This is a genomic window from Qipengyuania citrea (assembly GCF_009828015.1).
Taxonomy (GTDB): domain Bacteria; phylum Pseudomonadota; class Alphaproteobacteria; order Sphingomonadales; family Sphingomonadaceae; genus Qipengyuania; species Qipengyuania citrea.
The window spans coordinates 685,103-707,482 of the sequence record NZ_WTYG01000002.1; the positions used below are offsets into that span (position 1 = coordinate 685,103).

The window sequence follows — 22,380 nt, forward strand, 5'->3', positions numbered from 1 at the left end:
GAAAGGCAGGGGAATGGCGCCGACAGGCTCACGGCGCTCGGGGTATTCTCGCAGGGCGCAGTACAATCTGTTCACCGGATACGTGATCGCGGGCATCGGCGCGCTGATCGGCGCGATCCTGCTTGCGCTTTCGTTCTTCCAGCCGCAGTTGTTCGGCGGAGTACGCGGCGCGGCGCAGGGCGGCCTGTCGCCGGCCACCGAAACCGCCGCCACTGTGCGCACCGGATCGAAGAGCGTCTGGGAGAACATCAGCGGCTATTACCGCGCGGGTTCGAAGAACGCGCAGCTCAAGCGCGAAATGGAAATAGCGCGTATCCGGCTGCGCGAGGCCGAGGCCGTGAAGCAGGAAAACGTCCGCCTGAAGGGCCTGCTCGACCTGCACGAGGCCGAGACCAAGCCCGTCGCGGTGGCGCGGCTGGTGGGTTCGTCCGCCTCGAGCACGCGGCGGTTCGCCTATCTCGGCGCGGGCAGCGACGATGGCGTCGCGGTCGGAATGCCGGTGCGTTCACCGCGCGGCGTGGTCGGGCGGATCCTCGAAGCGGGCAGTTCCAGTTCGCGCGTCCTGCTGCTCACCGATACCGAAAGCGTGCTGCCGGTCCGCCGCGCGGGCGATGAAGTGGTCGCTTTCGCCGAAGGCCGCGGCGATGGCTTGCTCCGCATCAAGCTGATCAACCTCGGTATCAACCCGCTGGAGCCCGGCGACCTGTTCGTCACCAGCGGCGCTGGCGGCTATTACCGGCCGGGTATCGCAGTGGCGATCCTGACCGAGACGACCGATGATGGCGGTCTTGCGCGCATTGTCAGCGATCCGGCGGCCGCGGACTACGTCAGCGTGGAACAGATCTACGAACCCGAAGCGGCGCTGGGCGCGGAAACCCCGATCGAACGCGAGCTGACGGATTGATGGAGCGCAACGATCCACGGGCGCGCACCGATGCCTATGGCAGCCGGATAAACCGATCGCATTCGAACATGCTGGCCAATGCGATGCCCTGGGCATCGATCATGGTTGCGTCCATCCTGCCGGTATTCCCCATCGCCACCGCGCTGCCGGTGGTCCCGCCGCTGGGGCTGCTGATGCTGCTGGGGTGGCGGCTGGTACGGCCGGGCCTGTTGCCCGTCTGGGCCGGACTGCCACTGGGCCTGATCGACGATCTGTTCAGCGGTCAGCCCTTCGGCTTCGCGATGTTCGTCTGGTCGCTGATCATGCTGGCGATCGAAGTGGTCGAGATGCGCTTGCCGTGGCGAGCCTTCTGGCAGGACTGGTTCACGGCGGGTTTATTGATCGTCGGCTACCTGTTCGCAGGCTGGCTCCTGTCGGGCGCGCAGCCCACCATCCATTCGCTCGTCGCCCTGGTTCCGCAACTCGTGCTCACCATCCTGCTTTTCCCGATCGCGGCGCGTTTCGTGGCCATGCTCGACCGCTTCCGGCTGACCCGCTGGAGAGCGCTGTAATGCGCCTGCGCCGCCGTGCCCGGCCCCGCGAGGTCGTAACCCAGTCGACGCTGGACAATGCCTTCGACCGGCGAACCTTCGTCATCGGCACCGCCATGGGCGGGCTTGGCGTGCTGCTGGCCGCGCGAATGGGCTATATCGCCATCGCCGAGAACGAGAAATACGAGCTCGAAAGCGAGAGCAACCGCGTCAACCTGTCGCTGATCCCCCCGCGGCGCGGCTGGATGCTCGATCGCAACGGCGCTCCGCTGGCTTCGAACCGGGCCGATTTCCGCGTCGACATCATTCCCGATCGCACCGAAGACCCCGATGCGACGATCGACGCGCTTACGACCATTCTCAATCTCGACGACAATCAGGCCGCCGATATCCGCAAACGGGTCGACGATGGGCCCGGCTACCAGCCCGTCGAGATCGCCTCGGGTATCAGCTATGACGAATTCGCCGCAGTCAGCGTGCGCCTGCCCGACCTTCCCGGCGTGGTTCCGCAGCGCGGCTTTTCGCGGTTCTACCCGACCGGGCCCAGCGTCGGCCATTTGCTCGGCTATGTCGGTCCGGCCAATGCCGAGGAATACGAGGAGCAGGACCGCAACCCGCTCTTGATCACGCCCGGGTACAAGATCGGCAAGGATGCGCTGGAAAAGCAGTTCGAGCTCGACCTGCGCGGTGTGCCCGGCGCGCGCCGGGTCGAAGTCACCGCTTCGGGACGGATCATCCGCGATCTCGAGACCCGCGAAGACGTCCAGGGCGATCCCGTTCGGCTGACGATCGACGGCCCGCTGCAGGACTACGCGGCGCGCCGCATCGGCCTCGAAAGCGGCTCGGTCGTCGTCATGGATTGCGAGACGGGCGACCTCTTGTGCATGGCGTCCATGCCCAGTTTCGACCCCAACAGCTTTTCGCAAGGCATCGGGCGCGTCGAATACGCCATGCTGCGCGAAGACGAGCGCGTGCCGCTGCGCAACAAGGTGCTCAAGGGCCTCTATCCCCCCGGCTCGACGGTCAAGCCGATGCATTGCATGGCCTTCCTCGATGCGGGGATCAAACCCGACGAGGCGATCATGTGCGGTGGCGGGCGGCGGATCGGCAACCGCTTCTTCAATTGCTGGAGCAACCACGGCCGGGTCGACATGGCGAAAGCAATCTATCAGAGCTGCGACAGCTATTTCTACCATTTCGCGCAGAAGATCGGTTTCGCCAAAGTCGCCGAATGGGCGCACAAGATGGGTCTGGGCGAGGAATTCCCCCTCCCCGTCACCAGCCAGTTCTACGGCACCGTGCCCTCCCCCGAATGGAAGCAGCGCAAGCACGACAGTGCCTGGCAGCCCTATGACACGGTGAATTCCTCGATCGGCCAGGGTTACTACCTGACCAACCCGCTGCAGCTGGCGGTGATGAGCGCGCGGATGGCGACCGGGAACAGGGTCATGCCGCGCCTGCAGCTAACCGGCGAAACCCCGCAGTTCGAGCATTTCGATTTCAGCCCCGACGAGATCGGCTATGTCCGCCAGGCGATGAGCGACGTGGTCAACGGACCGGGCACCGCCGGGCGTGCGCGCTTGCCGTTCGACGACATCAAGATGGCCGGCAAGACCGGTACCGCGCAGGTTGTCTCGCTCAGCGTGTCCAATGGCCGGACCGGTCCCTGGAAGTATCGCGACCACGGATTGTTCGTGTTCTTCGCACCCTTCGACAAACCGAAATACGCCGGCGCGGTGGTGATCGAGCACGGCGGCGGCTCGGGCGCGGCCTATCCCATCGCCCGCGACGTGATGACCTTCATGTTCGACCCGGCCAAGGGCATGGACGCACTGCGCCCGCTCGAAGAACAGTGGGGCGGCAGCGCGCAGGAACGGCTGGATGCGAAATACCGCGCCTATGCCGCCGCGCAGGGTGAGGCGGTGCCCCCGGCCCCCTCGCGCGACGAGGATATCTTCGACCAGGTCGAGGCCGAAGCCCGCGTCGCGGCCCGCCAGCCCGAAAGCATTGCCGAAGAAGTCGGCCCCTCGCGCGTCGATACCCGCTCGCCCGAGGAAGTGTCGCAAGCCGCAGCCAGCGCGCGGGCCGACGCTACGCAGGGCGATCCTGCCGCGCCCACGCAGGACACCAGTGAATGAGCTCGATCGTTCCCGCGCCGATCGCACGGCAGCCTTGGCAGATGCTATTCCCGCTGTTCGTCCTGATCGCCTTCGGGGCGCTGGTCCTGTTCTCGGCGGCGGGTGGCAGCTGGGATCCCTACGCCTCGTCGCACGTGATCCGCTTCAGCGTGTTCCTGGTCATGGCGTTCGTCCTCAGCCGGTTCTCGCGCGAGCTGGTGCTGTTCTTCGCCTTCCCGATCTACGGCGTCGTCCTGGCAATGCTGCTTGCGGTGGAGGCGATCGGCTTCGTCGGTGGCGGCAGCCAGCGTTGGCTCAATCTGGGCTTCATGCAGCTACAACCGTCCGAGCTGATGAAGCCCGCCGTCGTGCTGGTTCTCGCACGCTACTATTCCGCATTGCCGGTCGGCATGGTCCCGACGCTCGGCGCGCTTCTCGTGCCCGGCCTGCTGATCCTGACACCCGTGGCGCTGGTGCTGCTGCAACCCGATCTGGGCACGTCGCTGGCGATCGTCTTCGGCGGGTCGATGGTGATGTTCGCCGCCGGCCTGCCGCTGCGCTGGTTCATCGGTGCGGCTGCGGCGGGCGCGGTTCTGGCGCCGGTCGCGTTCTTCTTCGGTCTGCAACCCTATCAGCAGAAGCGCGTGTTCACCTTCCTCGATCCCGAAAGTGACCCGCTGGGTGATGGCTATCACATCACCCAGTCGAAGATCGCCATCGGTTCGGGCGGTTTCTCGGGCAAGGGCTTCAACGAGGGTTCGCAGAGCCATCTCAACTACCTGCCCGAACCGCATACCGATTTCATCTTCGCCACCATGGCGGAAGAATGGGGTTTTCTGGGGGGAATCGTGGTGCTGGGCGCTTTCGCGATGATCCTGCGCTGGGGCCTGTCAGTCGCGCGCGCCAGCAGCGACCGCTTCGGCAAGCTGATCGCGCTGGGCATGACCGCGACGATTTTCTTCTACGTCGCGATCAATTTGATGATGGTCATGGGGCTTGCCCCCGTGGTGGGCATCCCGCTGCCGTTCATGAGCCATGGCGGCAGTTCGATGCTGACCAACATGATCTGCATCGGATCGCTGATGCTGGTCCACCGCTGGAACCGCAAGGCGCCGCGCACCGGGCTGCTGCGCTAAAGCTCGACCAATCCCAGCTTGAGCGCGCGCACCGTCGCGGTGACCCGGTCATTGGTGTCCAGCTTGTCGAAGATTCTTCGGGTATAGGTGCGTACGGTTTCAGGCGAAATGTCGAGGATCGTTCCGATATCGACCGACGACTTGCCCCGCCCCATCCATTCGAGCACCTCGCGTTCGCGCTCCGACAGCGAGACAGACGCCCGGCCGCCGTCCATGATCTTGCAGATCTGGAGATGCGCCGCGAGCAGCAGCGAATGGATCTGCTGCAATTGCTCGTTCGAGAAACCGGCCGGGTCGCGCTCGAATCGCATCGAGCAATAGGCATTGCGGTTGCGCGGGCCGAACACGGCGAAACCGACCCAGTTGTCGACCCCCGCAGTGACGGTTTCCTCGAAGAACCGCTCGGCTTTCGGGTCGCCGCGGCCGAGCTCGATCGCATCACGCCAGACCAGCACCGGTCCGTATTGGAACGTCAGTCGAGGAACCGGATCGATCTCGCGCCACGCACCACTGACGTAGCGCCGCTGGAATTCGAGCGGATAGTCACGCGACCAGATGAAGGTCTTCTTGGAAGTCTGCGATTCGAAGATCGGCGTGAAATGGTAGCTGAACCAGGTGGCACCATTGTCGAGGCAGTTTTCGTAGACGAATTCCAGGATGGCCTCGCAATCGGCCATCTTGGCAATATCTGCCGCAAAATCCCACATCGCCTAATCAGCCCAAGTGCTTGTCCCCAAATTGAGGGACTGCACATGTATCAGATTCGACTGCATAAGGACAACCAACGAACCGAAGGTGACGAAGGTAGGGCTAGTCACTGGACAACCAGGACATCTGACAGAATGGCGCCCGAAAACCATTTGCAGCAAATACACGACGGCGATTTTGCATCGTGCGGCAGCTGCAGCTTCGACACCTGCTGCCCCAAGATTCGCGACCTCGTCCTGTCCGCCGTGCGGCACGCCCAGGCCCGCGACAAGCCGATGACGGTCTGGGATCTGCCCAACGCGACCGACCTCACGCTGAAGGCCGCCTACGCCGCGGTACGGAATCTGGAATGCGAACGACTGCTGGTGATCGGCGACTGGTCGGGCCACCCGTTCGATGCGGTCCTGGCAGTGGCGGAGCCGGCGTCGGACACGAACCGGCACCAGCGCGCGGCATGATCCGCATTTAGGGCTTTTCATACGCGAGAAGCCCGCTATATGAGCGCCTCCCGAGTCGGGAACGCCCCTTCCACGGGGCCGCGGTACGCCGCAGTGTGGACGCATAGCTCAGTTGGTAGAGCAGCTGACTCTTAATCAGCGGGTCCTAGGTTCGAGCCCTAGTGCGTCCACCACCTTCCCCATTCCGTCATACCCCACACGCCGATCCCACGACCATGGTTTTGCGGGCGAGGACGGTTCGTCACACTCGATGTGATACGTGCCATTGGCAATCACATTGCGATGTGATACCTCGCCCACCATGGATACGATCGAAAAAGTTCGCACACTCGTCTCGCAGGGCCTGATGACTCGCGCCGGGCTTGCCCGGGCGGCTGGCCTGCACGCCAACACGCTGCGCGACTGCGCCGAGGACAGCTGGAACCCGACCTCCGAAACGCTCGGCAAACTCGAGGCTTTCCTCGAAGCCAATGACGACACGCCGGTTATCGTCGGCGCCGAGGAGATCATCGACGAGGCCCGCAACGGCCGCATGTACATCCTCGTCGACGATGAGGACCGTGAGAACGAGGGCGATCTGATCATCCCCGCGCAGATGGCCACGCCCAGCGCGATCAATTTCATGGCCACGCATGGCCGCGGGCTGATCTGCCTGTCGCTTGACCGCAAGCGCGTCGAGGCGCTGGGGCTCGAACCGATGAGCCGCGACAATCGCGAAAGCATGCAGACCGCTTTCACCACCTCGATCGAGGCCAAGGAAGGCGTCACCACGGGCATCAGCGCGGCTGACCGGGCCCGCACGGTCACCGTGGCGATCGATTCGGCCAAGGGTCCGGACGATATCGTCACCCCGGGTCATGTCTTCCCGCTCGCGGCGCGCGACGGCGGCGTGCTCGTCCGCGCCGGCCATACCGAGGCGGCGGTCGACATCTCGCGCCTTGCCGGGCTCAACCCCTCGGGCGTGATTTGCGAGATCATGAACGAGGACGGGACGATGGCCCGCCTCGATGATCTGATCGGCTTCGCGCGCAAGCACGACATGAAGATCGGCACGATCCGCGACCTGATCGAATACCGCATGCGGCATGACCACCTCGTCGAACGCGTGGCCGAAGACGGCTTCGAATCCGATTACGGCGGCGACTGGCGGCTGATCACCTATCGCAACACGGTCGACGAAAGCGAAAGCTACGTCCTGCAGAAGGGACATGTCGTCGAAGGCCAGCCCACGCTCGCGCGCGTCCACCCGATCTCGATCTTCGATGATGTCCTCGGCAAGCCCGGCCCGCGCAAGCGTACGCTGCAGCGCGCAATGCAGGCCGTGGGCGATCATGGCTCGGGCGTGATCGTGCTGATCACCGGGCGGCCCGCGGGCAATCGCGGCTACAGTGAAAGCGATTCCCAGCGCAATGTCGGCATCGGCTCGCAGATCCTCGCCGATCTCGGGATCGACGACATGATCCTGCTCAGCAATTCGCAGCCCAATGTCGTCGCGATCGAAGGCTACGGCCTCAACATCGTCGACCACCTGCCCATTCCGGAGTGACCCCCATGGCCCGTTTCCTTATTGTCGAAGCCCGTTTCTACGACCATCTCAATGACATGCTCGTAGCCGGCGCACGCGCCGCGCTCGAAGCGGCGGGACACGACGTCGATGTCCTCACCGTGCCCGGCGCACTGGAAATCCCCGGCGCGATCGCGCTGGCCTCGGAAAGCGGCCAGTATGACGGCTATGTCGGCATCGGCGTGGTCATCCGCGGCGAGACCTACCATTTCGAGATCGTCGCCGGCGAAAGCGCCCGCGGGATCATGGCATTGACGATGGACGGCATGGCCATCGGCAACGGCATCCTGACGGTCGAGAACGAGGACCAGGCGCTGGTTCGCGCGGACCCCAAGCAAAAGGACAAGGGCGGTGAAGCCGCGCAGGCAGCCATGGCCCTCCTGAAGCTGCAGGAACGCTTCGCCGGCTAACGCGCCCCGTCGAGGAACTCGTCGAGGCCCAGCGGGGCGAATGGGCCGATGATCAGCTGTTCGAACACGCCGATCCCTTCGGACCCATCGCTTCCCGTAACCAGGACGGGAACCTGGACATGCAGGTTTTCCGGAGCCAGCGGGTCGCAATCGGCCAGCACGATGTCTTCGCGTTCGATCCTGAGCGGGCCGTGGTGCATGCCGTGGCCCCACTCGGGGCTGGTGTAGCCCAGCCCGCGCATCTGGAACCGGCCCAACGGTTCGAAAGTGACCTGTTCGGGCGCACCGCGTAGCGCGAGCGACAGTGTGCCCCCCAGCGGCCAGCGAGTCCCCGGTTCAAGCCGGGTACGCATGCTGCCGTGCCCTTCTGCAACCTCTGCCGCGCCCGCGCCCTCCCCGGCCCATGCGGCGCGGGTGTTCCACGCCTTGCCGTGCTGGTCGTTGTTGACGTGGAAGAACAGGCTGCCGGCGGGGAAATTGATCGGCGTCCACTGCCAGAAAAAGCCGGGAAGCGGCGCACCGGGCATGGGCTGCGGGTCGCGCGCGCCGATCGGGCGGACACCCCAGCTGCGATCGCGCGTCCCCATCGAACCGGCTGCCAGGTCCTGCTTCTCGCCATCGACCTCGATCCACCCGGCATAGCGGCCGTTCTGGGTCATTCGCGTGTAATCCATGAAGGCGCGCGGGCCGATACGGTGCGTGAAGCGCGGCTCCTCGATCGGGAAGGTGCGCCCGGTGAAGGTGATATCCGCGGCGACTCCTTCGAACGGTTCCACGCGCAGGCGGAGCACATTGAGCGCCTCGACGATTTCGATCGAGATCGGCCCCACCGCCATCGCCATCCGCTCCATCCCCAGTTCCGCACTGGCGTGGACGCAGTGCTGGACCCCGTCGCGAACCACGGTGAAATGCGCATCGATGATGTCGAGATGTGGATAGACCCCCAGCGCGGCGGCGAAGAACCCGCTCCCGTCGGGGGCATAACCATTGAAGAAATAGCGGTCGTAGAAATTGCGATCGGTGCCCGAATAGGCCACCGGCTCGGCGGTCTGGTGAATCGGATATTCGTCTCCGCGGCTGAGAACCACTAGATCACCTCTTTCAATGCTTCGATACTGCCGCGCGCCTGCGCGAGCGAACAGGCGCCGCGCGCCATGGACAGGAAATTGGCATCCCCGCGTTCGGTCCGTTCCACGAAGGCGGCGCTGAACACTGCGGTCGAAACCCCGTGGAGGATCCCCAGTCGGTAATCGCGCTCGATCTCGTCGTGGGTCAGGGCAACGCCGCGCTCGCGCATTTCCGCGCGCCACAGGTCGAGCAACTCGCGCTCGTGTTCGCGCCATAGTCTTTCGCCCACGCCGCAGCCGATGAAGTAGCCGACATCGGTCATCGGGCGGCCGGCCGCGACGGTCTGCCAATCGAGTATGGCGATCGGTTCTTGCCCGCCGCGAATATCGAACAGCATGTTGTCGAGCCGGAAATCGCCATGCACGAGGCATTGCGGGGGATCCTCGCGCCCGAACCAGGCGGAACTCGCCTCGGCCAACTGGTCGCATACCGCCATGCAGTCCGGGTCGAGACTGTCGGCGTAGCGCTCGCGGAAAATCGCCTGGGCCTGCGGATACATCGCGCCGAGCCGTTCGCGCAGGTCCGGCGGCGGCGCGATCCAGTCCGCCTCGAGCAATTCGGCATGGGCCCAGCTCGGCGCGTGGATCGCGGCCGCCTGGCGGATTGCCGCACGGGCGTCGGCGATATCGCAGCCGTCAATCTGGTCTCCTTGCCGGGCGGGACCGACATCCTCGAACACCAGCAGGAAATTGGCGCCAGTCTCATCGGCATCCGCAAAGAAGACCCGCGGCGCGCGCACATCGAGCAGCGGCGCAGCCTCCCGGTAGAATGCCACTTCCTTGCGATAGAGGCCGAACATCGCGGCTGTCGTCCGGCTGGCGGTGTCTGCGGCGGGAAACTTGCCCGCCAGCGTCGGCGGCACATCGCCATCGCCCTCGATAAAGAACCGGACGCTGTCCCCGACCTGTCCGGTGCCGATCGGCTCCCAGCGCAGGGCATCGACCCGCACGCCGAGCTGTTCGCCCAGCCACGCAGCCGTGACCTCGTCCGGATGTACCGGAAATCGTTCCAAGCCCCTCTCCCCCAAGAGCAATGAGGGAACGCTAGCGGGCGATATGCGTCCTGACAATCATGCAGGATACAACCCCATGAACGGCCCCCTCGAATGGATCACCTCCATCGGGACGGTCGCCGCCGCATCGATGATCGCCTTCGACCTCGGACGCCGGGCAACCGCGTGGGGCTTCGTGCTGTTCTGCCTCGTTTCGGCGCTGTGGATCTACATCGGGCTGACCGAAGACGCAGTGCCGCTCGCCGCGATGAACGGCGTGCTGCTGCTGATCAACGCCTGGGGCGTATGGCAATACTGGTTCCACCCGAAGAACAGCGCCTAGCGCCGCTCTTGGCGGAAGCGCGGGTCAGGAACCGATACGGCCGAAGCAGTGACGCCCGGCATAGGCCGCGCTGTCGCCCAGTTCTTCCTCGATCCGGATCAGCTGGTTGTATTTCGCCAGACGGTCCGAACGCGCGAGGCTGCCGGTCTTGATCTGACCGCAATTGGTCGCGACCGCGAGATCGGCAATCGTCGCGTCTTCGGTTTCACCCGAACGGTGCGACATGACTGCCGTGTAACCCGCGCGGTTGGCGATGCTGACTGCTTCGAGCGTTTCCGACAGGGTGCCGATCTGGTTGACCTTGACCAGCAGCGAATTGGCGAGACCCTGGTCGATCCCGTCGCGCAGGCGCTGCGGGTTGGTGACGAACAGGTCGTCTCCCACCAGCTGGACGGTGTTGCCGATCCGATCGGTCAGCGCCTTCCAGCCTTCGAAATCGTCTTCCGCCATCCCGTCTTCGATCGAGCGGATCGGATAGTCGCGGCACAGCTTGTCGAGATATTCGGCCATGCCCGGCCCATCGAGCGACAGGTCCTCGCCCGAAATCCGGTACTTGCCGTCCTTGAAGAACTCGGTCGAGGCGCAGTCGAGCGCCAGCGCGATATCCTCGCCCGGCTTGAAGCCGGCCTGCTCGATCGAGGCCATGATGAAATCGAGCGCGTCGCGCGTGCTGGCGAGATCGGGGGCGAAGCCGCCCTCGTCGCCCACTGCGGTGGCGAGGCCTTTCTCATGCAGTTTCTTCTTGAGCGTGTGGAACACTTCGGCCCCCCAGCGGACCGCTTCGGCAAGGCTGTCCGCGCCGATCGGCATGACCATGAATTCCTGGATGTCGATCGGATTGTCGGCATGTTCGCCGCCATTGATGATGTTCATCATCGGCACCGGGAGGACGTGCGCCGAGACACCGCCGATATAGCTGTAGAGCGGCAGGCCGCGGGCATTTGCCGCCGCCTTGGCCACCGCCATGCTGGTGCCGAGAATGGCATTTGCGCCCAAGCGGCCCTTGTTCGCCGTGCCGTCGAGAGCGATCATCGAAAGGTCGATGTCGCGCTGGTCCTCGGCATCGAAGGCGCCGACCAACAGATCGCTGATTTCCGTGTTCACCGCGTCGACCGCCTTGGTCACGCCCTTGCCGAGATAGCGCTCGCCGTCACCGTCGCGCAGTTCGACCGCTTCATGCGCCCCGGTCGATGCGCCGCTCGGCACCGCGGCCCGGCCGAAGCTGCCGTCGTCGAGCAGGACATCGACTTCTACCGTGGGATTTCCGCGCGAGTCGAGGATTTCGCGGGCGTGAATGTCGATGATCGCGGTCATGGTTGGTGACGCTCCCGGCAAAGGTGTTGTAATTAGCTAAGACACTCCCGATCTGGGAGTCGCGGAGGCTCTATGCGCCGGAACATTGCTGCGCAAGTTGCGTTGCACCATCGAAGGCGTATCGCCGAACCAATACCGACCGAGGGGAAGGACAAAACGATGGCAGACACACCCGCAGCCGGCGCGCCGAAAAAGCGCAAGACCCCGGCCACCAAGACATCCGCAGCCAAGAAGACCAAGGCTGCCAAGAAACCCGCAGTACAGGAGACAGCCCCCATGACCGACACCGCTACTTCGACCGACCATCGCAGCGAAGCCAAGTCGCGCTTCAACGCCGCGCTTGAAGAAGCCAAGGCCGGTGCCGCCGCGCTGAAGGCGGAAGGCAAGGACCGCGCGAATGCTTATCGCGAGCAGGCGAAGGGCAAGGGCAACGACTGGACTGCCGATGCCAAGGCTGCCGGCGAAGACGCCAAGGTCAAGGGCGTCGAACTGGCCACCGAAGGCAAGGTCAAGGCAGGCGAAGGCCTCCGCTCGCTCAGCAAGATGGTGAACGAGAACGCCTATCAGATCGACGAGAAGCTGGGTGCCAAGTACGGCGACTATGCCCGCAACGCTTCGAAATCGCTCGACGGCTATGCCTCGCGCCTCGATGAGAAGAGCGTCGACGAGCTGGTCGAAGACGGCCGTGAATTCGTCCGTCGCAGCCCCGGCAAGGCGATCGGTATCGCCGCAGTCGTCGGCTTCATGGTTTCGCGCCTGTTTCGCGGTTCGCGCTAAGGACTGTGACGACGGGGGCATACATGCGCGATGACAACACCGAGCGGGCCGCGGATCATCCCGGCCCGCTCGATCTTCCCGATGGGCACGGCGCCGATCCCGCGCCGACCGATGCGAACCAGCAGCCCTTCTCGCTGGTGGACGACGTCTTCGCACTGATCGAAGACGGCAAGACTTATGCCGAGGCGGAAGTCCGCTTCCAGAAAAGCCGCGCCGGTTTCGTCGGCAACCGCATCAAGGGTGCGATTGCCTTCGGCCTTGGCGCGTTCGGCGTGTTTCACCTTGCCTTGATCGCCGCGACCGTCGGGCTGGTCATTGCACTGGCTCCCATCGTGGGGCCGTGGGGCGCAACCGCTATCGTGACGTTGGCACTGATCGCCGCCGGCATCGCGCTGCTGTGGCTGCTGAAGGGCCGTCTCGACGATATCCGCGACGCTTTCGACGATGGAGAGAGCGAATGACCGATCGTCTCGCCCGAATGCTCGAAGACAAGTATCTGCGCGATTCCGCGCGGGCCCTGGTTGAAGCGGATATCGAACATCTCAAGACCGACGTGGCTCAGAAAAGCCTTGCCACACGCGCGATGGAGCGCGCCCGCGAAGGCGCGGCCGAGCTCTATGACGAGGCCATCGACATCGCCGACGACAACAAGGGCGCACTCGCTGCCCTGCTTGCCGCAGTGGTCCTGTGGTTCGCGCGCAACCCGATCCTGGAGATGCTCGGCTTTGCATCCGACCATGACGGCGCAGACCGCGCTGATGACGACGATGCGGAACATTAGGCGCACGGCGCACGTTGGACTGACGAACAGCAAATTCGGAGAAACACCATGGCAGACACTGCAGAAAACAACGTCACGCCCATCAGCGCGGACAGCAAGCTGACCGATGAACAGAAGCGCGAAAAGCTGCGTGAACGCATCGAAGCAGGCGAACAGCGCAACGAGGAACGCACGCTGGCCGAACAGGCCAAGGATGCTGCCGATAGCGCAATGGAATTCACCAAGAAGCATCCCTTTGCAGTCGTCGGCGGTGTGCTGCTTGCCGGCCTCGCAATTGGCGCGATGACGCGTCCAGGCCGCCGGATCGGGCGGCGCGGCGGTGCCTTCGCGGCGCTCGCGGCCGACACCGCCCTCGCCTATGGCGCGCGGATGGTCGACGGAGTGCTCGATGGAGCGCAATATGCCGGGGACCGGATCGAAGACCTGGGCGAAAGCACCGCGACCACCGCACGTGGTCTGCGCCGCGACGCCGCTTACAAGCTCGATGTTGCCGGCGACGCGCTGCGCGCCTCGAGCCGCAAGGCCAGCCGCAAGGGCAGCCGCGCCTACCGTTCGTTGCGGACGCGCATCACCCACTGATCGCGTGAAACAAACCGATGCCGTAGCGGCGCGCCGGGCTTGCCTGTCGCGCCGCTTTCGCTATGTGCGGCACGCATTCCTCCCTCCCCATCGAGAAAGAAACAGCCATGGAAGAAAAAGAGAGCAAACAGACGCTCTACCTCGTCATGGGCGGCCGTGTGTCCGACCCGCGCAGCGTGACCTTCACCGATCCCGAGAGCCTGCATGTCGCGGGTGTGTACAGCACCTATGAAAATGCGGTCGAAGCGTGGCGCTCGAACGCGCAGCGCACCGTGGACGATGCCGAAATGAAGTATGTGATCGTCCACCTGCACAAGCTGCTCGATCCCGGCGCCTGATCGCGCGATGGCCCATGTCGTCAGGCCTTACCGCGATGACGATGCCGAAGCGCTGGCCGGGATACTGGCGGCGGCGATCACCCGGATCGGCCCCGCCGCCTATTCCGCCGAGCAGGTCGCTGCCTGGTCGGCGCGGCATCCCGGGGCCGCGCAGTACCGCCAGCGCGCGGGGGCAGGCGATGTCATCTTCGTGGCCGCGGATCCCGCCGATCTGCCGGTCGCGTATCTGCTGATGGAACCCGATGGTCATGTCGACCATCTCTATATCCATCCCGATCACACGCGGTGCGGACTGGCCACGCAACTGCTTGCCGCGGCCGAGACGCATGCCCGGCGCGAGGAGTTCAGCCGCCTCTACACCGAGGCGAGCGATCTTGCGCGCCCCGTTTTCGCCCGCGCAGGCTATACGGCGACGAAAAAGCGCGAATTCGCCATCGCCCATGAGGGCCGGGACGTCCCGATCCACAATTGGGCGATGGAAAAGACGCTCAGATGAACTCGATTTTCTCGATCAGGTAGAACTTTTCGCCCGAGGGCACGGTCACTTCGACCTCTTCCCCGAGCTGCTTGCCGATCAGCGCGCGGCCGATGGGCGAATTGTAGCTGATCCGGCCCTTCCCCGCATCGGCCTCGGTCTGGCCGACGATCTGGTACCTGATCGGCTTCTCGTCCTCGTCCAGCAACGTCACCGTGGCACCGAAAATGACGCGGTCGCCCGAAAGCGTCGCCGGATCGATGATCTGCGCGCGGCTGACCTTGTCTTCGATATCGGAAATGCTCGCCTCGACCTGGCCCTGGCGTTCCTTGGCCGCGTGGTATTCGGCATTTTCCGACAGGTCGCCATGCGCTCGCGCTTCCTCGATCGCATCGACGATCAACGGGCGCTCGGCGCGCAGGACCTTGAGGTCTGCAGTCAGCTTTTCATAGCCCTCGGCCAACATCGGCACTTTTTCCATGGGCTTGTGTCCTTCCTGTTCCAGCATTCCTTCCCGACAATCCTACCGCGGCCCGCAGCGTGCGGAACCCGGCCGGTTCGAATATGAGGAGGAATACGCGTGTTCTTCGTCAGCTATAATAGTCTTGCAACGAACGCACTTCAAGCTGGTCGGGCGAAACCTCTGCTATCGCCTGTGCAACGGCAAGGCAGGCAGCGGCGGTGGTGTAATAGGGCAGCTTCTTTTCCAGCGCGGCTTCGCGGATCGACTTGCTGTCGAGCAATGATTGCCACCCCTCGGTGGTGTTGAAGATCAGCTGCACATCGCCGTCGATGATCGTGTCGACCACATGCGGGCGCCCTTCGGCCACCTTGTTGACCAGTTCTACGTCCACGCCCTGCTGCGCGAGGTAGGACTGCGTGCCGTCGGTGGCGATGACGCGGAAGCCCTTGTCCAGCAGCGTGCGCACTGCCGGCACGATCAGCGGCTTGTCGGTGTCCTTGACCGATACGAACAGCGTGCCCGACTGCGGCGGTGTCATGCCTGCACCCAGCTGCGACTTGAGGAAGGCCGCCGCGAATCCGCGGTCGATGCCCATCACTTCGCCGGTCGATTTCATTTCGGGCGACAGCACGGGGTCCGCCCCCGGGAAGCGCGCGAAGGGGAACACCGCTTCCTTGACCGCCATGTGGTCGGGGTTGAGATCGAACGGTTCGAACGCGCTCAGCGGCTCGCCCGCCATGACGCGCGCCGCGACCTTGGCAATGGGCCGGCCGATCGCCTTGGCGACGAAGGGCACCGTGCGGCTGGCGCGCGGATTGACCTCGATCAGGTAAACCTCGCCATCCTTGACCGCGAACTGTACGTTCATCAGGCCGCGTACGCTCAGCGCCACCGCCAGTTCGGTAGCCTGGCGTTCCATCTCGCCGATGATCTCGGCGGGCAGGCTGTAAGGTGGCAGCGTGCAGGCGCTGTCGCCCGAATGGACCCCGGCTTCCTCGATATGCTGCATCACGCCGGCGATCCGCACCTCGGTGCCGTCGGCGACCACATCGACATCGCATTCGATCGCGTCGCGCAGATACTGGTCGACCAGCACCGGGCTGTCGCCGCTGACATTGACCGCCGTGGCGATGTAGTCGTCGAGCTGCGCTTCGCTGTCGACGATTTCCATCGCGCGGCCGCCGAGCACGTAGCTCGGGCGCAGCAGCACGGGATAGCCGATCCGCGCCGCGACCGCGGCGGCCTCGTCGCGGCTCTTGGCGATGCCGTTCATCGGCTGCTTGAGCTTGAGCTTGTTGATTAGCTTGGCAAAGCGTTCGCGGTCTTCGGCAAGGTCGATCGCATCGGGCGAAGTGCCGAGGATCGGAATCCCTTCACGTTCGAGCGCGGCAGCCAGCTTGAGCGGGGTCTGCCCGCCGAACTGGACGATGACCCCGACCACTTCGCCTTTCGACATCTCGACGCGCATGATCTCGAGCACGTCTTCTTCGGTCAGCGGTTCGAAATAGAGCCGGTCGGAAGTGTCGTAATCGGTCGAGACGGTTTCCGGATTGCAATTGACCATGATGGTTTCGAACCCGGCCTCGGCCAGTGCGAAACAGGCGTGGACGCAGCAATAGTCGAACTCGATACCCTGCCCGATGCGGTTGGGTCCGCCGCCCAGGATCACGATCTTCTTGCGGTCGGACGGCATCGCCTCGTCCTCGGCCTCGCCGAAGCTGGGCGCTTCGTAGGTCGAATACATATAGGGCGTGATCGCCTCGAATTCGGCGGCGCAGCTGTCGATCCGCTTGTAGACCGGATAGACCCCGAGCTTGCGGCGCAGGTCGCGCACTTCCTGCTCGCTGGTGGCCCCCGCCATGGCACGCAGCGCGTCATGCAGCAGCCCCGAACGCTTGGCCTGCGTCTCGCCGAGCCCGCCGGCCACACCGACCGAGCGGACCGCGAGCGTGGCCAGGCGCTTGTCGGAGAAGCCCATCGCTTTCAGCCGGCGCATTTCGTCCGCCGTATTGGGCAGCCCGTTGTGCGCGATCATCTTCTCTTCGTAGATGATCGCTTCGATCTGGCGCAGGAACCACGGGTCGAAACCGGTGATCCGGGCGATTTCCTCGACGGTGAAATCCTCGCGGAAGGCCTGAGCGATCTTGAGGATGCGGTCGGGCGTCCGCTTGGACAGCGAGGCGGTGATGACCTCGCGGCTGACGCCTTCGAATTCGGTGATGCGGTTGAACCCGTCGAGCCCGGTTTCGAGCCCGCGCAGCGCCTTCTGCATCGATTCGGCGAAACAGCGGCCGATCGCCATGACCTCGCCGACCGATTTCATCGCGGTCGACAGCTCGTTCTTCGATCCCTTGAACTTCTCGAATGCGAAGCGCGGGATCTTGGTGACCACGTAGTCGATCGTCGGCTCGAAGCTGGCCGGGGTCGCGCCAGTGATCTCGTTCTGGATCTCGTCGAGCGTGTAGCCCACCGCCAGCTTGGCGGCGACGCGCGCGATCGGGAAGCCGGTGGCCTTCGATGCCAGCGCGGAGGAACGCGACACGCGCGGGTTCATCTCGATCACGATCAGGCGGCCGTCGGCGGGATTGACCGCGAACTGGACATTCGACCCGCCGGTTTCGACACCGATCTCGCGCAGCACGTTGATGCTGGCGGTGCGCATGATCTGGTATTCCTTGTCGGTCAGCGTCAGCGCGGGCGCCACGGTGATGCTGTCGCCGGTATGCACCCCCATCGGATCGACATTCTCGATCGCGCAGATGATGATGCAATTGTCCTTGCGGTCGCGCACCACCTCCATCTCGTATTCCTTCCACCCGAGGAGCGATTCCTCGATCAGGACTTCCGTGGTGGGCGAGGCATCGAGCCCGTCGCGGACGATCCGTTCGAACTCGGCCTTGTTGTAGGCAATGCCGCCGCCGGTCCCGCCCAGCGTGAAGCTGGGGCGGATGATCGACGGCAGGCCGGTGCGTTCGAGCACCGCATAGGCCTCGTCGACCGTGGTGGCGACGCCGCTGCGTGCGCTTTCGAGGCCGATCTTGTCCATCGCCTCGCGGAAACGCTGGCGGTTCTCGGCCTTGTCAATCGCATCGGCATCGGCGCCGATCATCTGCACGCCGTATTTCTCGAAAGTGCCGTCGTTGAACAAAGCCAGCGCGCAGTTGAGCGCGGTCTGCCCGCCCATCGTCGGCAGCACCGCATCGGGGCGTTCCTTCTCGATGATCTTGGCGACGATCTCGGGCGTGATCGGCTCGACATAGGTCGCGTCGGCCATTTCCGGATCGGTCATGATCGTGGCGGGGTTGGAGTTGACCAGGATAACCCGGTAGCCCTCCTCCTTCAGCGCCTTGATCGCCTGCGTGCCGGAATAGTCGAACTCGCAGGCCTGGCCGATGATGATCGGGCCAGCGCCGATGACGAGGATCGAGGAGATGTCAGTGCGTTTGGGCATTACTCAACCAATCTCTTTCATCATTTTGATGAATGCCTTTATCCCTTCGACGAGCAATTCGCCGCGCGCCATCTTGAAGGAGATTTTCAGCTGTTCCTGCGCTCTCTCAAGCGCCAATAATATGCCAACCTCGTACTGAATACGTGTGAGTTGGAACGCTTTCCAGAGCTCGTTAGCCCCGCGAAGTCCAGCGATAAGAGATGCGTGTTCATCCCCGGATATACCGTTAGGACGAGTCTGCTCGGCCAGGTCTATTGCATTCTCAAATGCCTCGACAACTTCTGCATATGCAGCTTGATTGTGATCAAGAGTGACCAAGCCATCCGATGCCGGGATGTCAGGAGTTGGCCCTTGGCCGCCGTCCCACTGAGATGATGCGCTGTCCAACTGCTGCAGAAGATAGCTAAGCGCTGGAACTCCTTCGAGGAAAACCAATCCCTCATCCGAGATGGTGTAGTGAGGAAGTGACGTCTCGTCATATTGATCAATGATAATCAAGCCGTCATCTGACAAACTTCTGAGAATTCGCCGAACAAATCCGGCGCTAAATTTTTGCTCAACTCTTTTATATATATCGTCGGCGCTGAAAGCCTCATATTCTGCAAAATAGAGCAAATTCTCGTAGGTCGCTGCAAGCACAACAGCTTTGGCTTGGTCGACGGTGACTCTCACCCCAACATCCCCACGAACTTCTCGAACAGGTAGAAGCTGTCCTGCGGCCCCGGACTCGCTTCGGGATGGTACTGCACGCCAAACGCCCGCTTACCCGTGATCGCGATGCCGCAATTGGTGCCGTCGAACAGCGAGACGTGGGTTTGCTCCACGCCATCGGGTAAAGTCTCGCCATCGACCGCGAAGCCGTGGTTCATGCTGGTGATCTCGACCAGGCCGGTGCTTTCGCCCCAGCCTTCGCCCTCCTCCCCGTAAGCAACGCGCTGGACGGGGTGGTTGGCGCCGCGGTGGCCCTGGAACATCTTGGCGGTCTTCGCCCCCGCGGCGAGGCCGAGCATCTGGTGGCCGAGGCAGATGCCGAACAGCGGCACGTCGCGTTCAAGCAGTCCCTTGATCACCGGTACGGCATATTCGCCCGTCGCCGCCGGGTCGCCCGGCCCGTTCGAGAGGAACACGCCATCGGGCTGCAGCGCGAGCACTTCGTCGAGCGAGGTGCGCGCGGGCACGACGGTCACCTTGGCCCCTGCCTGCACGAGGTTGCGGAAGATGTTGTCCTTGGCGCCGTAGTCGATAGCAACGACATGCGGCTTGGTGGCCTTACCCTCGCCATAGCCGAAGCCGAGCTGCCAGTGGCCGCCGGTCCAGTCTTCATTGGCATCGCGGGTCACGCCGGGGACGAGATCGAGCCCCTCGAGCCCGCTCCATTCGGCGGCCTGTGCCTTCAGTGCCGGAAGGTCGAATTCGCCGCGCGGGCTGTGCGCGATCACCGCATTGGGCGCGCCGGCCATCCGGATGCGGCGGGTCAGCGCGCGCGTATCGACACCCGACAGGCCGATCTTGCCGTGGTCCTTCATCCATTCGACAAATTCGTTCTGCGCGCGGAAATTCGAATGCGGGGTCACTTCCTGCCGCACCACGCAGCCCACCGCGCCGAGGCCGCGGCTTTCGTGGTCTTCCTCGTTCGCGCCGACATTGCCGATATGCGGGAAGGTAAAGGTGACGATCTGGCTGTCGTAGGACGGATCGGTCATCACTTCCTGATAGCCGGTCATCGCGGTGTTGAAGCAGACTTCACCCACCGCGCTGCCGGTGGCACCGAACCCCTTGCCCCAGATGACGGTGCCGTCACCCAGCACGAGGACTCCCGTCGCGCCTGAGGGTTGCGCGTGCGAAGATGCGGACAGGGCCATGGGCACTCCGGGTAAAAGTTTTCCAGCGATGTTGCTAAGCCTCAGCCGCTAGAGACGCGCAGCCGTTCCGTCAAGCGCAACACTTGGCTTTGCGGCAGCTTGTTCTACAGGACATATGAACCATCCACAGTCCAGCGCATAGAGGCCCCATGCTCCGCGAGAAAATCCAGTCCGAAACCGTTACCTCGATGAAGGCCAAGGACAAGGAACGCACGGCCGCGCTCCGCCTGATCGGCGCGAAGATCAAGGACCGCGACATCGAATTGCGCACCGCGGACACCAAGCCGGACGATGACGCCATGGTCACCGACGTGTTGATGAAGATGGCCAAGCAGCGCCGCGAATCGATCGAGATGTACGAAGACGGCGGACGCACCGAACTGGCCGAGAAGGAAAAGGCCGAACTGGCGGTGATCGAGGAATTCCTTCCCCAGCAGATGAGCGAGGATGAAACGCGCGCCGCGATCGCGCAGATCAAGGCCGACCTCGGCGCGGAGGGAATGAAGGACATGAGCCGCGTGATGGGGGAACTCAAAGCCCGCCACGGCGCTACTCTCGACATGAGCAAGGCCAGCGGGCTGGTAAAGGAAGCGCTGTCATGAACCGATTGTTTCTCGCCCTTCCGCTGGCGGCGGCGCTGTCCGCCTGCGGCAGCGCGGACGAACCGCCCACCGACCTTGAAGCCGCGCGCAGCGACGGCGAGGCGCAGGCGCTGGCGCGTAATATCGAAGCGGGCGATTTCCTCGACCTTGCGCTCGGCCCCAAGATCGCCGGGCCGCAGGGCGAGGAAGTGGAAAGCGCGCTTTCGAACGCGGAAGGCAATTTCGCCGACATGCGCAGCTTCGTCGCGTGCCCCGCTGCAATGGCAGTGTGCGATCCGCAGACCGCGCCGGAGGGGACCATCTATACCTATGTCCACGTCGTATTCCCCGGCGAGGACAATGAAGCGGGCACCGGCAGCGGCGAAGCCAACGATTCGTCCGATGTCGAACGTGCAACGTCCTTCCGCATGACGCAGCCGGCGACCGGTTTCACTGGCGCGGCAGGCTATTCCAAGGACGAAGCGCTGGCCGCTATCGGCATGAAAGCGGACGTCGTCATCACCTGCGACGAAGGCGCGCTGGTATGGACGGTCAGCGCAGGCGACGGCGGCGACCAGTGGGAACAGGCCGAACCGCTGACCTTCTGGTGGCAATCGACCGTGCCGCCCGCGGGGCCCGCACCGGCTTATGCCATTCTCGCCAATTACACCCCTGCGACCGGCAGTGGTCCCTGTCCCGCTGCGGCACCCGGCGCAGTCAACGCCTGCCTCGCACCATCGCTCGACGGATCAGAGGATTGATCGCTTGACCAGACTGAAGAATTTCGCGGCACCGCTGGCATGCATGGTGCTGGCGGCTTGCGGGTCAAGCGAGCCCGAGCCCGCGCCGACCCCCACGCCCACCGTAGCCGCGCCGCGCACGCTGATCGGTGCCGATCTCGACCTGTCGACGCTGGGCGCGCGCATCGTCGGCCCGCAGGGCGCGGAGATCGAAACCGCTCTCAGCAACGGCACCCGCCAGGTGGGCACGCTGGTGAGCTATGTCGCGTGTCCGGAAGGCATCGAGACCTGCAACCCCGGCGAATTGCCGGACGACACGGTCTATACCTATGTCCACAAGATCACTCTGGCCGAGATCGACGACGTGGGCGCGGACGAGGCCATCGATGCGCCTGCCACCGGCGAGGCCCCGCCGACGCTGTTCCGCACGACGCGAAAGGTGAGCGGGTTCACCCAGTCGGTCGGTTATTCGACCGCCGAGGCCGAAGCCGCGCTGGGCGATCCCGACGCGATTTCGATCATCAACGACAATGGCAATCTGATCTGGCGCGTCGCCCGCGGCCCCGGCTGGCAACCCGGCGGCACGGTCACGCTGTGGTGGCGTTCGACCATGGCACCGCAAGGGCCGGCAGAGGCCTATCTGCTGGAAGTGGATGGCGAACAGATCGCTGCCACCGGCCCCTTCCCGCCCGAAGAGAAGCCTGTGGAGGGTTCGGCCGCGCGCTAGCGG

General features: G+C 64.2%; 25 protein-coding genes and 1 tRNA gene. 18 read left to right on the top strand and 8 right to left on the bottom strand.

What is annotated here, in order from left to right; genetic code table 11:
- Window positions 1-13 precede the first annotated feature (13 nt).
- The 4 genes from GRI55_RS08810 to rodA are packed head-to-tail and all read left to right on the top strand — an operon-like array spanning window position 14 to window position 4,687.
- On the top strand, window positions 14-904 hold the full coding sequence (locus GRI55_RS08810; protein WP_160766873.1) for a rod shape-determining protein MreC: 891 nt from the start codon (window positions 14-16) through the stop codon (window positions 902-904).
- Window positions 904-1,455 (top strand): rod shape-determining protein MreD, encoded by a 552-nt coding sequence (gene mreD, locus GRI55_RS08815; protein ID WP_160766874.1) that lies wholly within the window; start codon window positions 904-906, stop codon window positions 1,453-1,455. Before GRI55_RS08810 ends, mreD begins: the two co-directional genes overlap by 1 nt.
- Complete coding sequence (gene mrdA, locus GRI55_RS08820) at window positions 1,455-3,572, top strand: penicillin-binding protein 2 (RefSeq protein WP_160766875.1); 2,118 nt, start codon at window positions 1,455-1,457, stop codon at window positions 3,570-3,572. The genes mreD and mrdA overlap by 1 nt, the downstream gene beginning before the upstream one ends.
- Window positions 3,569-4,687, top strand: coding sequence for a rod shape-determining protein RodA (gene rodA, locus GRI55_RS08825; protein ID WP_063506109.1), 1,119 nt, complete (start codon window positions 3,569-3,571; stop codon window positions 4,685-4,687). Before mrdA ends, rodA begins: the two co-directional genes overlap by 4 nt.
- On the opposite strand, the gene GRI55_RS08830 is transcribed toward rodA, so the two are convergent.
- On the bottom strand, window positions 4,684-5,394 hold the full coding sequence (locus GRI55_RS08830; protein WP_050600584.1) for a helix-turn-helix transcriptional regulator: 711 nt from the start codon (window positions 5,392-5,394) through the stop codon (window positions 4,684-4,686). The two genes, rodA and GRI55_RS08830, sit on opposite strands and share 4 nt — an antisense overlap.
- A gap of 135 nt (window positions 5,395-5,529) precedes the next feature.
- On the opposite strand from GRI55_RS08830, the gene GRI55_RS08835 reads away from it, so the two are divergent.
- From GRI55_RS08835 to ribH, 4 genes are all read left to right on the top strand, one after another.
- Window positions 5,530-5,853 (top strand): hypothetical protein, encoded by a 324-nt coding sequence (locus tag GRI55_RS08835; protein WP_160766876.1) that lies wholly within the window; start codon window positions 5,530-5,532, stop codon window positions 5,851-5,853.
- A 97-nt stretch (window positions 5,854-5,950) separates the two neighbouring features.
- Window positions 5,951-6,026, top strand: a tRNA-Lys gene (locus GRI55_RS08840).
- Window positions 6,027-6,154: 128 nt separating this feature from the next.
- On the top strand, window positions 6,155-7,399 hold the full coding sequence (gene ribB / locus GRI55_RS08845; RefSeq protein WP_050600602.1) for a 3,4-dihydroxy-2-butanone-4-phosphate synthase: 1,245 nt from the start codon (window positions 6,155-6,157) through the stop codon (window positions 7,397-7,399).
- 5 nt (window positions 7,400-7,404) lie between these two features.
- On the top strand, window positions 7,405-7,827 hold the full coding sequence (gene ribH / locus GRI55_RS08850) for a 6,7-dimethyl-8-ribityllumazine synthase (RefSeq protein ID WP_050600603.1): 423 nt from the start codon (window positions 7,405-7,407) through the stop codon (window positions 7,825-7,827).
- Here the strand turns inward: ribH and GRI55_RS08855 are convergent.
- Together GRI55_RS08855 and GRI55_RS08860 are read right to left on the bottom strand one after the other, a co-directional pair.
- Entirely contained in the window at window positions 7,824-8,915 is a 1,092-nt protein-coding gene (locus GRI55_RS08855) for a hypothetical protein (protein ID WP_160766877.1), read from the bottom strand. The two genes, ribH and GRI55_RS08855, sit on opposite strands and share 4 nt — an antisense overlap.
- A complete protein-coding gene (locus GRI55_RS08860; RefSeq protein WP_237452458.1) occupies window positions 8,915-9,967 on the bottom strand; it encodes a phosphotransferase family protein in 1,053 nt (350 codons plus the stop codon). The genes GRI55_RS08855 and GRI55_RS08860 overlap by 1 nt, the downstream gene beginning before the upstream one ends.
- 76 nt (window positions 9,968-10,043) lie before the next feature.
- On the opposite strand from GRI55_RS08860, the gene GRI55_RS08865 reads away from it, so the two are divergent.
- Complete coding sequence (locus GRI55_RS08865) at window positions 10,044-10,289, top strand: hypothetical protein (protein ID WP_050600605.1); 246 nt, start codon at window positions 10,044-10,046, stop codon at window positions 10,287-10,289.
- 24 nt (window positions 10,290-10,313) lie between these two features.
- Here the strand turns inward: GRI55_RS08865 and eno are convergent, their stop codons facing one another.
- On the bottom strand, window positions 10,314-11,603 hold the full coding sequence (gene eno / locus GRI55_RS08870; protein WP_063505823.1) for a phosphopyruvate hydratase: 1,290 nt from the start codon (window positions 11,601-11,603) through the stop codon (window positions 10,314-10,316).
- Window positions 11,604-11,762: 159 nt separating this feature from the next.
- Here eno and GRI55_RS08875 point away from each other — a divergent pair, with 159 nt between their 5' ends.
- The 6 genes from GRI55_RS08875 to GRI55_RS08900 all read left to right on the top strand — a co-directional run bounded on the left by GRI55_RS08875 (window position 11,763) and on the right by GRI55_RS08900 (window position 14,574).
- On the top strand, window positions 11,763-12,380 hold the full coding sequence (locus GRI55_RS08875; RefSeq protein WP_050600607.1) for a hypothetical protein: 618 nt from the start codon (window positions 11,763-11,765) through the stop codon (window positions 12,378-12,380).
- 23 nt (window positions 12,381-12,403) lie between these two features.
- Complete coding sequence (locus GRI55_RS08880; RefSeq protein ID WP_082850766.1) at window positions 12,404-12,841, top strand: phage holin family protein; 438 nt, start codon at window positions 12,404-12,406, stop codon at window positions 12,839-12,841.
- Complete coding sequence (locus tag GRI55_RS08885) at window positions 12,838-13,161, top strand: hypothetical protein (RefSeq protein ID WP_160766878.1); 324 nt, start codon at window positions 12,838-12,840, stop codon at window positions 13,159-13,161. Before GRI55_RS08880 ends, GRI55_RS08885 begins: the two co-directional genes overlap by 4 nt.
- Before the next feature lie 48 nt (window positions 13,162-13,209).
- Window positions 13,210-13,740, top strand: coding sequence for a hypothetical protein (locus GRI55_RS08890; RefSeq protein ID WP_160766879.1), 531 nt, complete (start codon window positions 13,210-13,212; stop codon window positions 13,738-13,740).
- A 107-nt stretch (window positions 13,741-13,847) separates the two neighbouring features.
- Window positions 13,848-14,078 carry a DUF4170 domain-containing protein gene (locus GRI55_RS08895; protein ID WP_050600611.1) on the top strand — a complete coding sequence of 77 codons (231 nt, stop codon included), beginning with the start codon at window positions 13,848-13,850 and terminating at the stop codon, window positions 14,076-14,078.
- A 7-nt stretch (window positions 14,079-14,085) separates the two neighbouring features.
- On the top strand, window positions 14,086-14,574 hold the full coding sequence (locus GRI55_RS08900) for a GNAT family N-acetyltransferase (protein WP_160766880.1): 489 nt from the start codon (window positions 14,086-14,088) through the stop codon (window positions 14,572-14,574).
- On the opposite strand, the gene greA is transcribed toward GRI55_RS08900, so the two are convergent.
- The 4 genes from greA to carA form a co-directional block, all read right to left on the bottom strand.
- On the bottom strand, window positions 14,567-15,034 hold the full coding sequence (greA, locus tag GRI55_RS08905) for a transcription elongation factor GreA (RefSeq protein ID WP_050600716.1): 468 nt from the start codon (window positions 15,032-15,034) through the stop codon (window positions 14,567-14,569). The two genes, GRI55_RS08900 and greA, sit on opposite strands and share 8 nt — an antisense overlap.
- A gap of 109 nt (window positions 15,035-15,143) precedes the next feature.
- A complete protein-coding gene (gene carB / locus GRI55_RS08910; RefSeq protein ID WP_160766881.1) occupies window positions 15,144-18,467 on the bottom strand; it encodes a carbamoyl-phosphate synthase large subunit in 3,324 nt (1,107 codons plus the stop codon).
- A 3-nt stretch (window positions 18,468-18,470) separates the two neighbouring features.
- Window positions 18,471-19,139 (bottom strand): hypothetical protein, encoded by a 669-nt coding sequence (locus GRI55_RS08915; protein ID WP_160766882.1) that lies wholly within the window; start codon window positions 19,137-19,139, stop codon window positions 18,471-18,473.
- Window positions 19,136-20,329, bottom strand: a complete 1,194-nt coding sequence (carA, locus tag GRI55_RS08920; protein ID WP_160766883.1) for a glutamine-hydrolyzing carbamoyl-phosphate synthase small subunit — start codon at window positions 20,327-20,329, stop codon at window positions 19,136-19,138. Before carA ends, GRI55_RS08915 begins: the two co-directional genes overlap by 4 nt.
- Before the next feature lie 149 nt (window positions 20,330-20,478).
- Between carA and GRI55_RS08925 the strand changes: the two genes are divergently transcribed.
- Genes GRI55_RS08925 through GRI55_RS08935 form a run of 3 tightly spaced genes read left to right on the top strand, consistent with a single transcriptional unit; the run spans window position 20,479 to window position 22,377 of the window.
- Window positions 20,479-20,931 (top strand): GatB/YqeY domain-containing protein, encoded by a 453-nt coding sequence (locus GRI55_RS08925; protein WP_160766884.1) that lies wholly within the window; start codon window positions 20,479-20,481, stop codon window positions 20,929-20,931.
- Entirely contained in the window at window positions 20,928-21,671 is a 744-nt protein-coding gene (locus tag GRI55_RS08930; RefSeq protein ID WP_160766885.1) for a hypothetical protein, read from the top strand. The genes GRI55_RS08925 and GRI55_RS08930 overlap by 4 nt, the downstream gene beginning before the upstream one ends.
- Before the next feature lie 4 nt (window positions 21,672-21,675).
- Window positions 21,676-22,377 carry a hypothetical protein gene (locus GRI55_RS08935; protein WP_237452459.1) on the top strand — a complete coding sequence of 234 codons (702 nt, stop codon included), beginning with the start codon at window positions 21,676-21,678 and terminating at the stop codon, window positions 22,375-22,377.
- Window positions 22,378-22,380 lie beyond the last annotated feature (3 nt).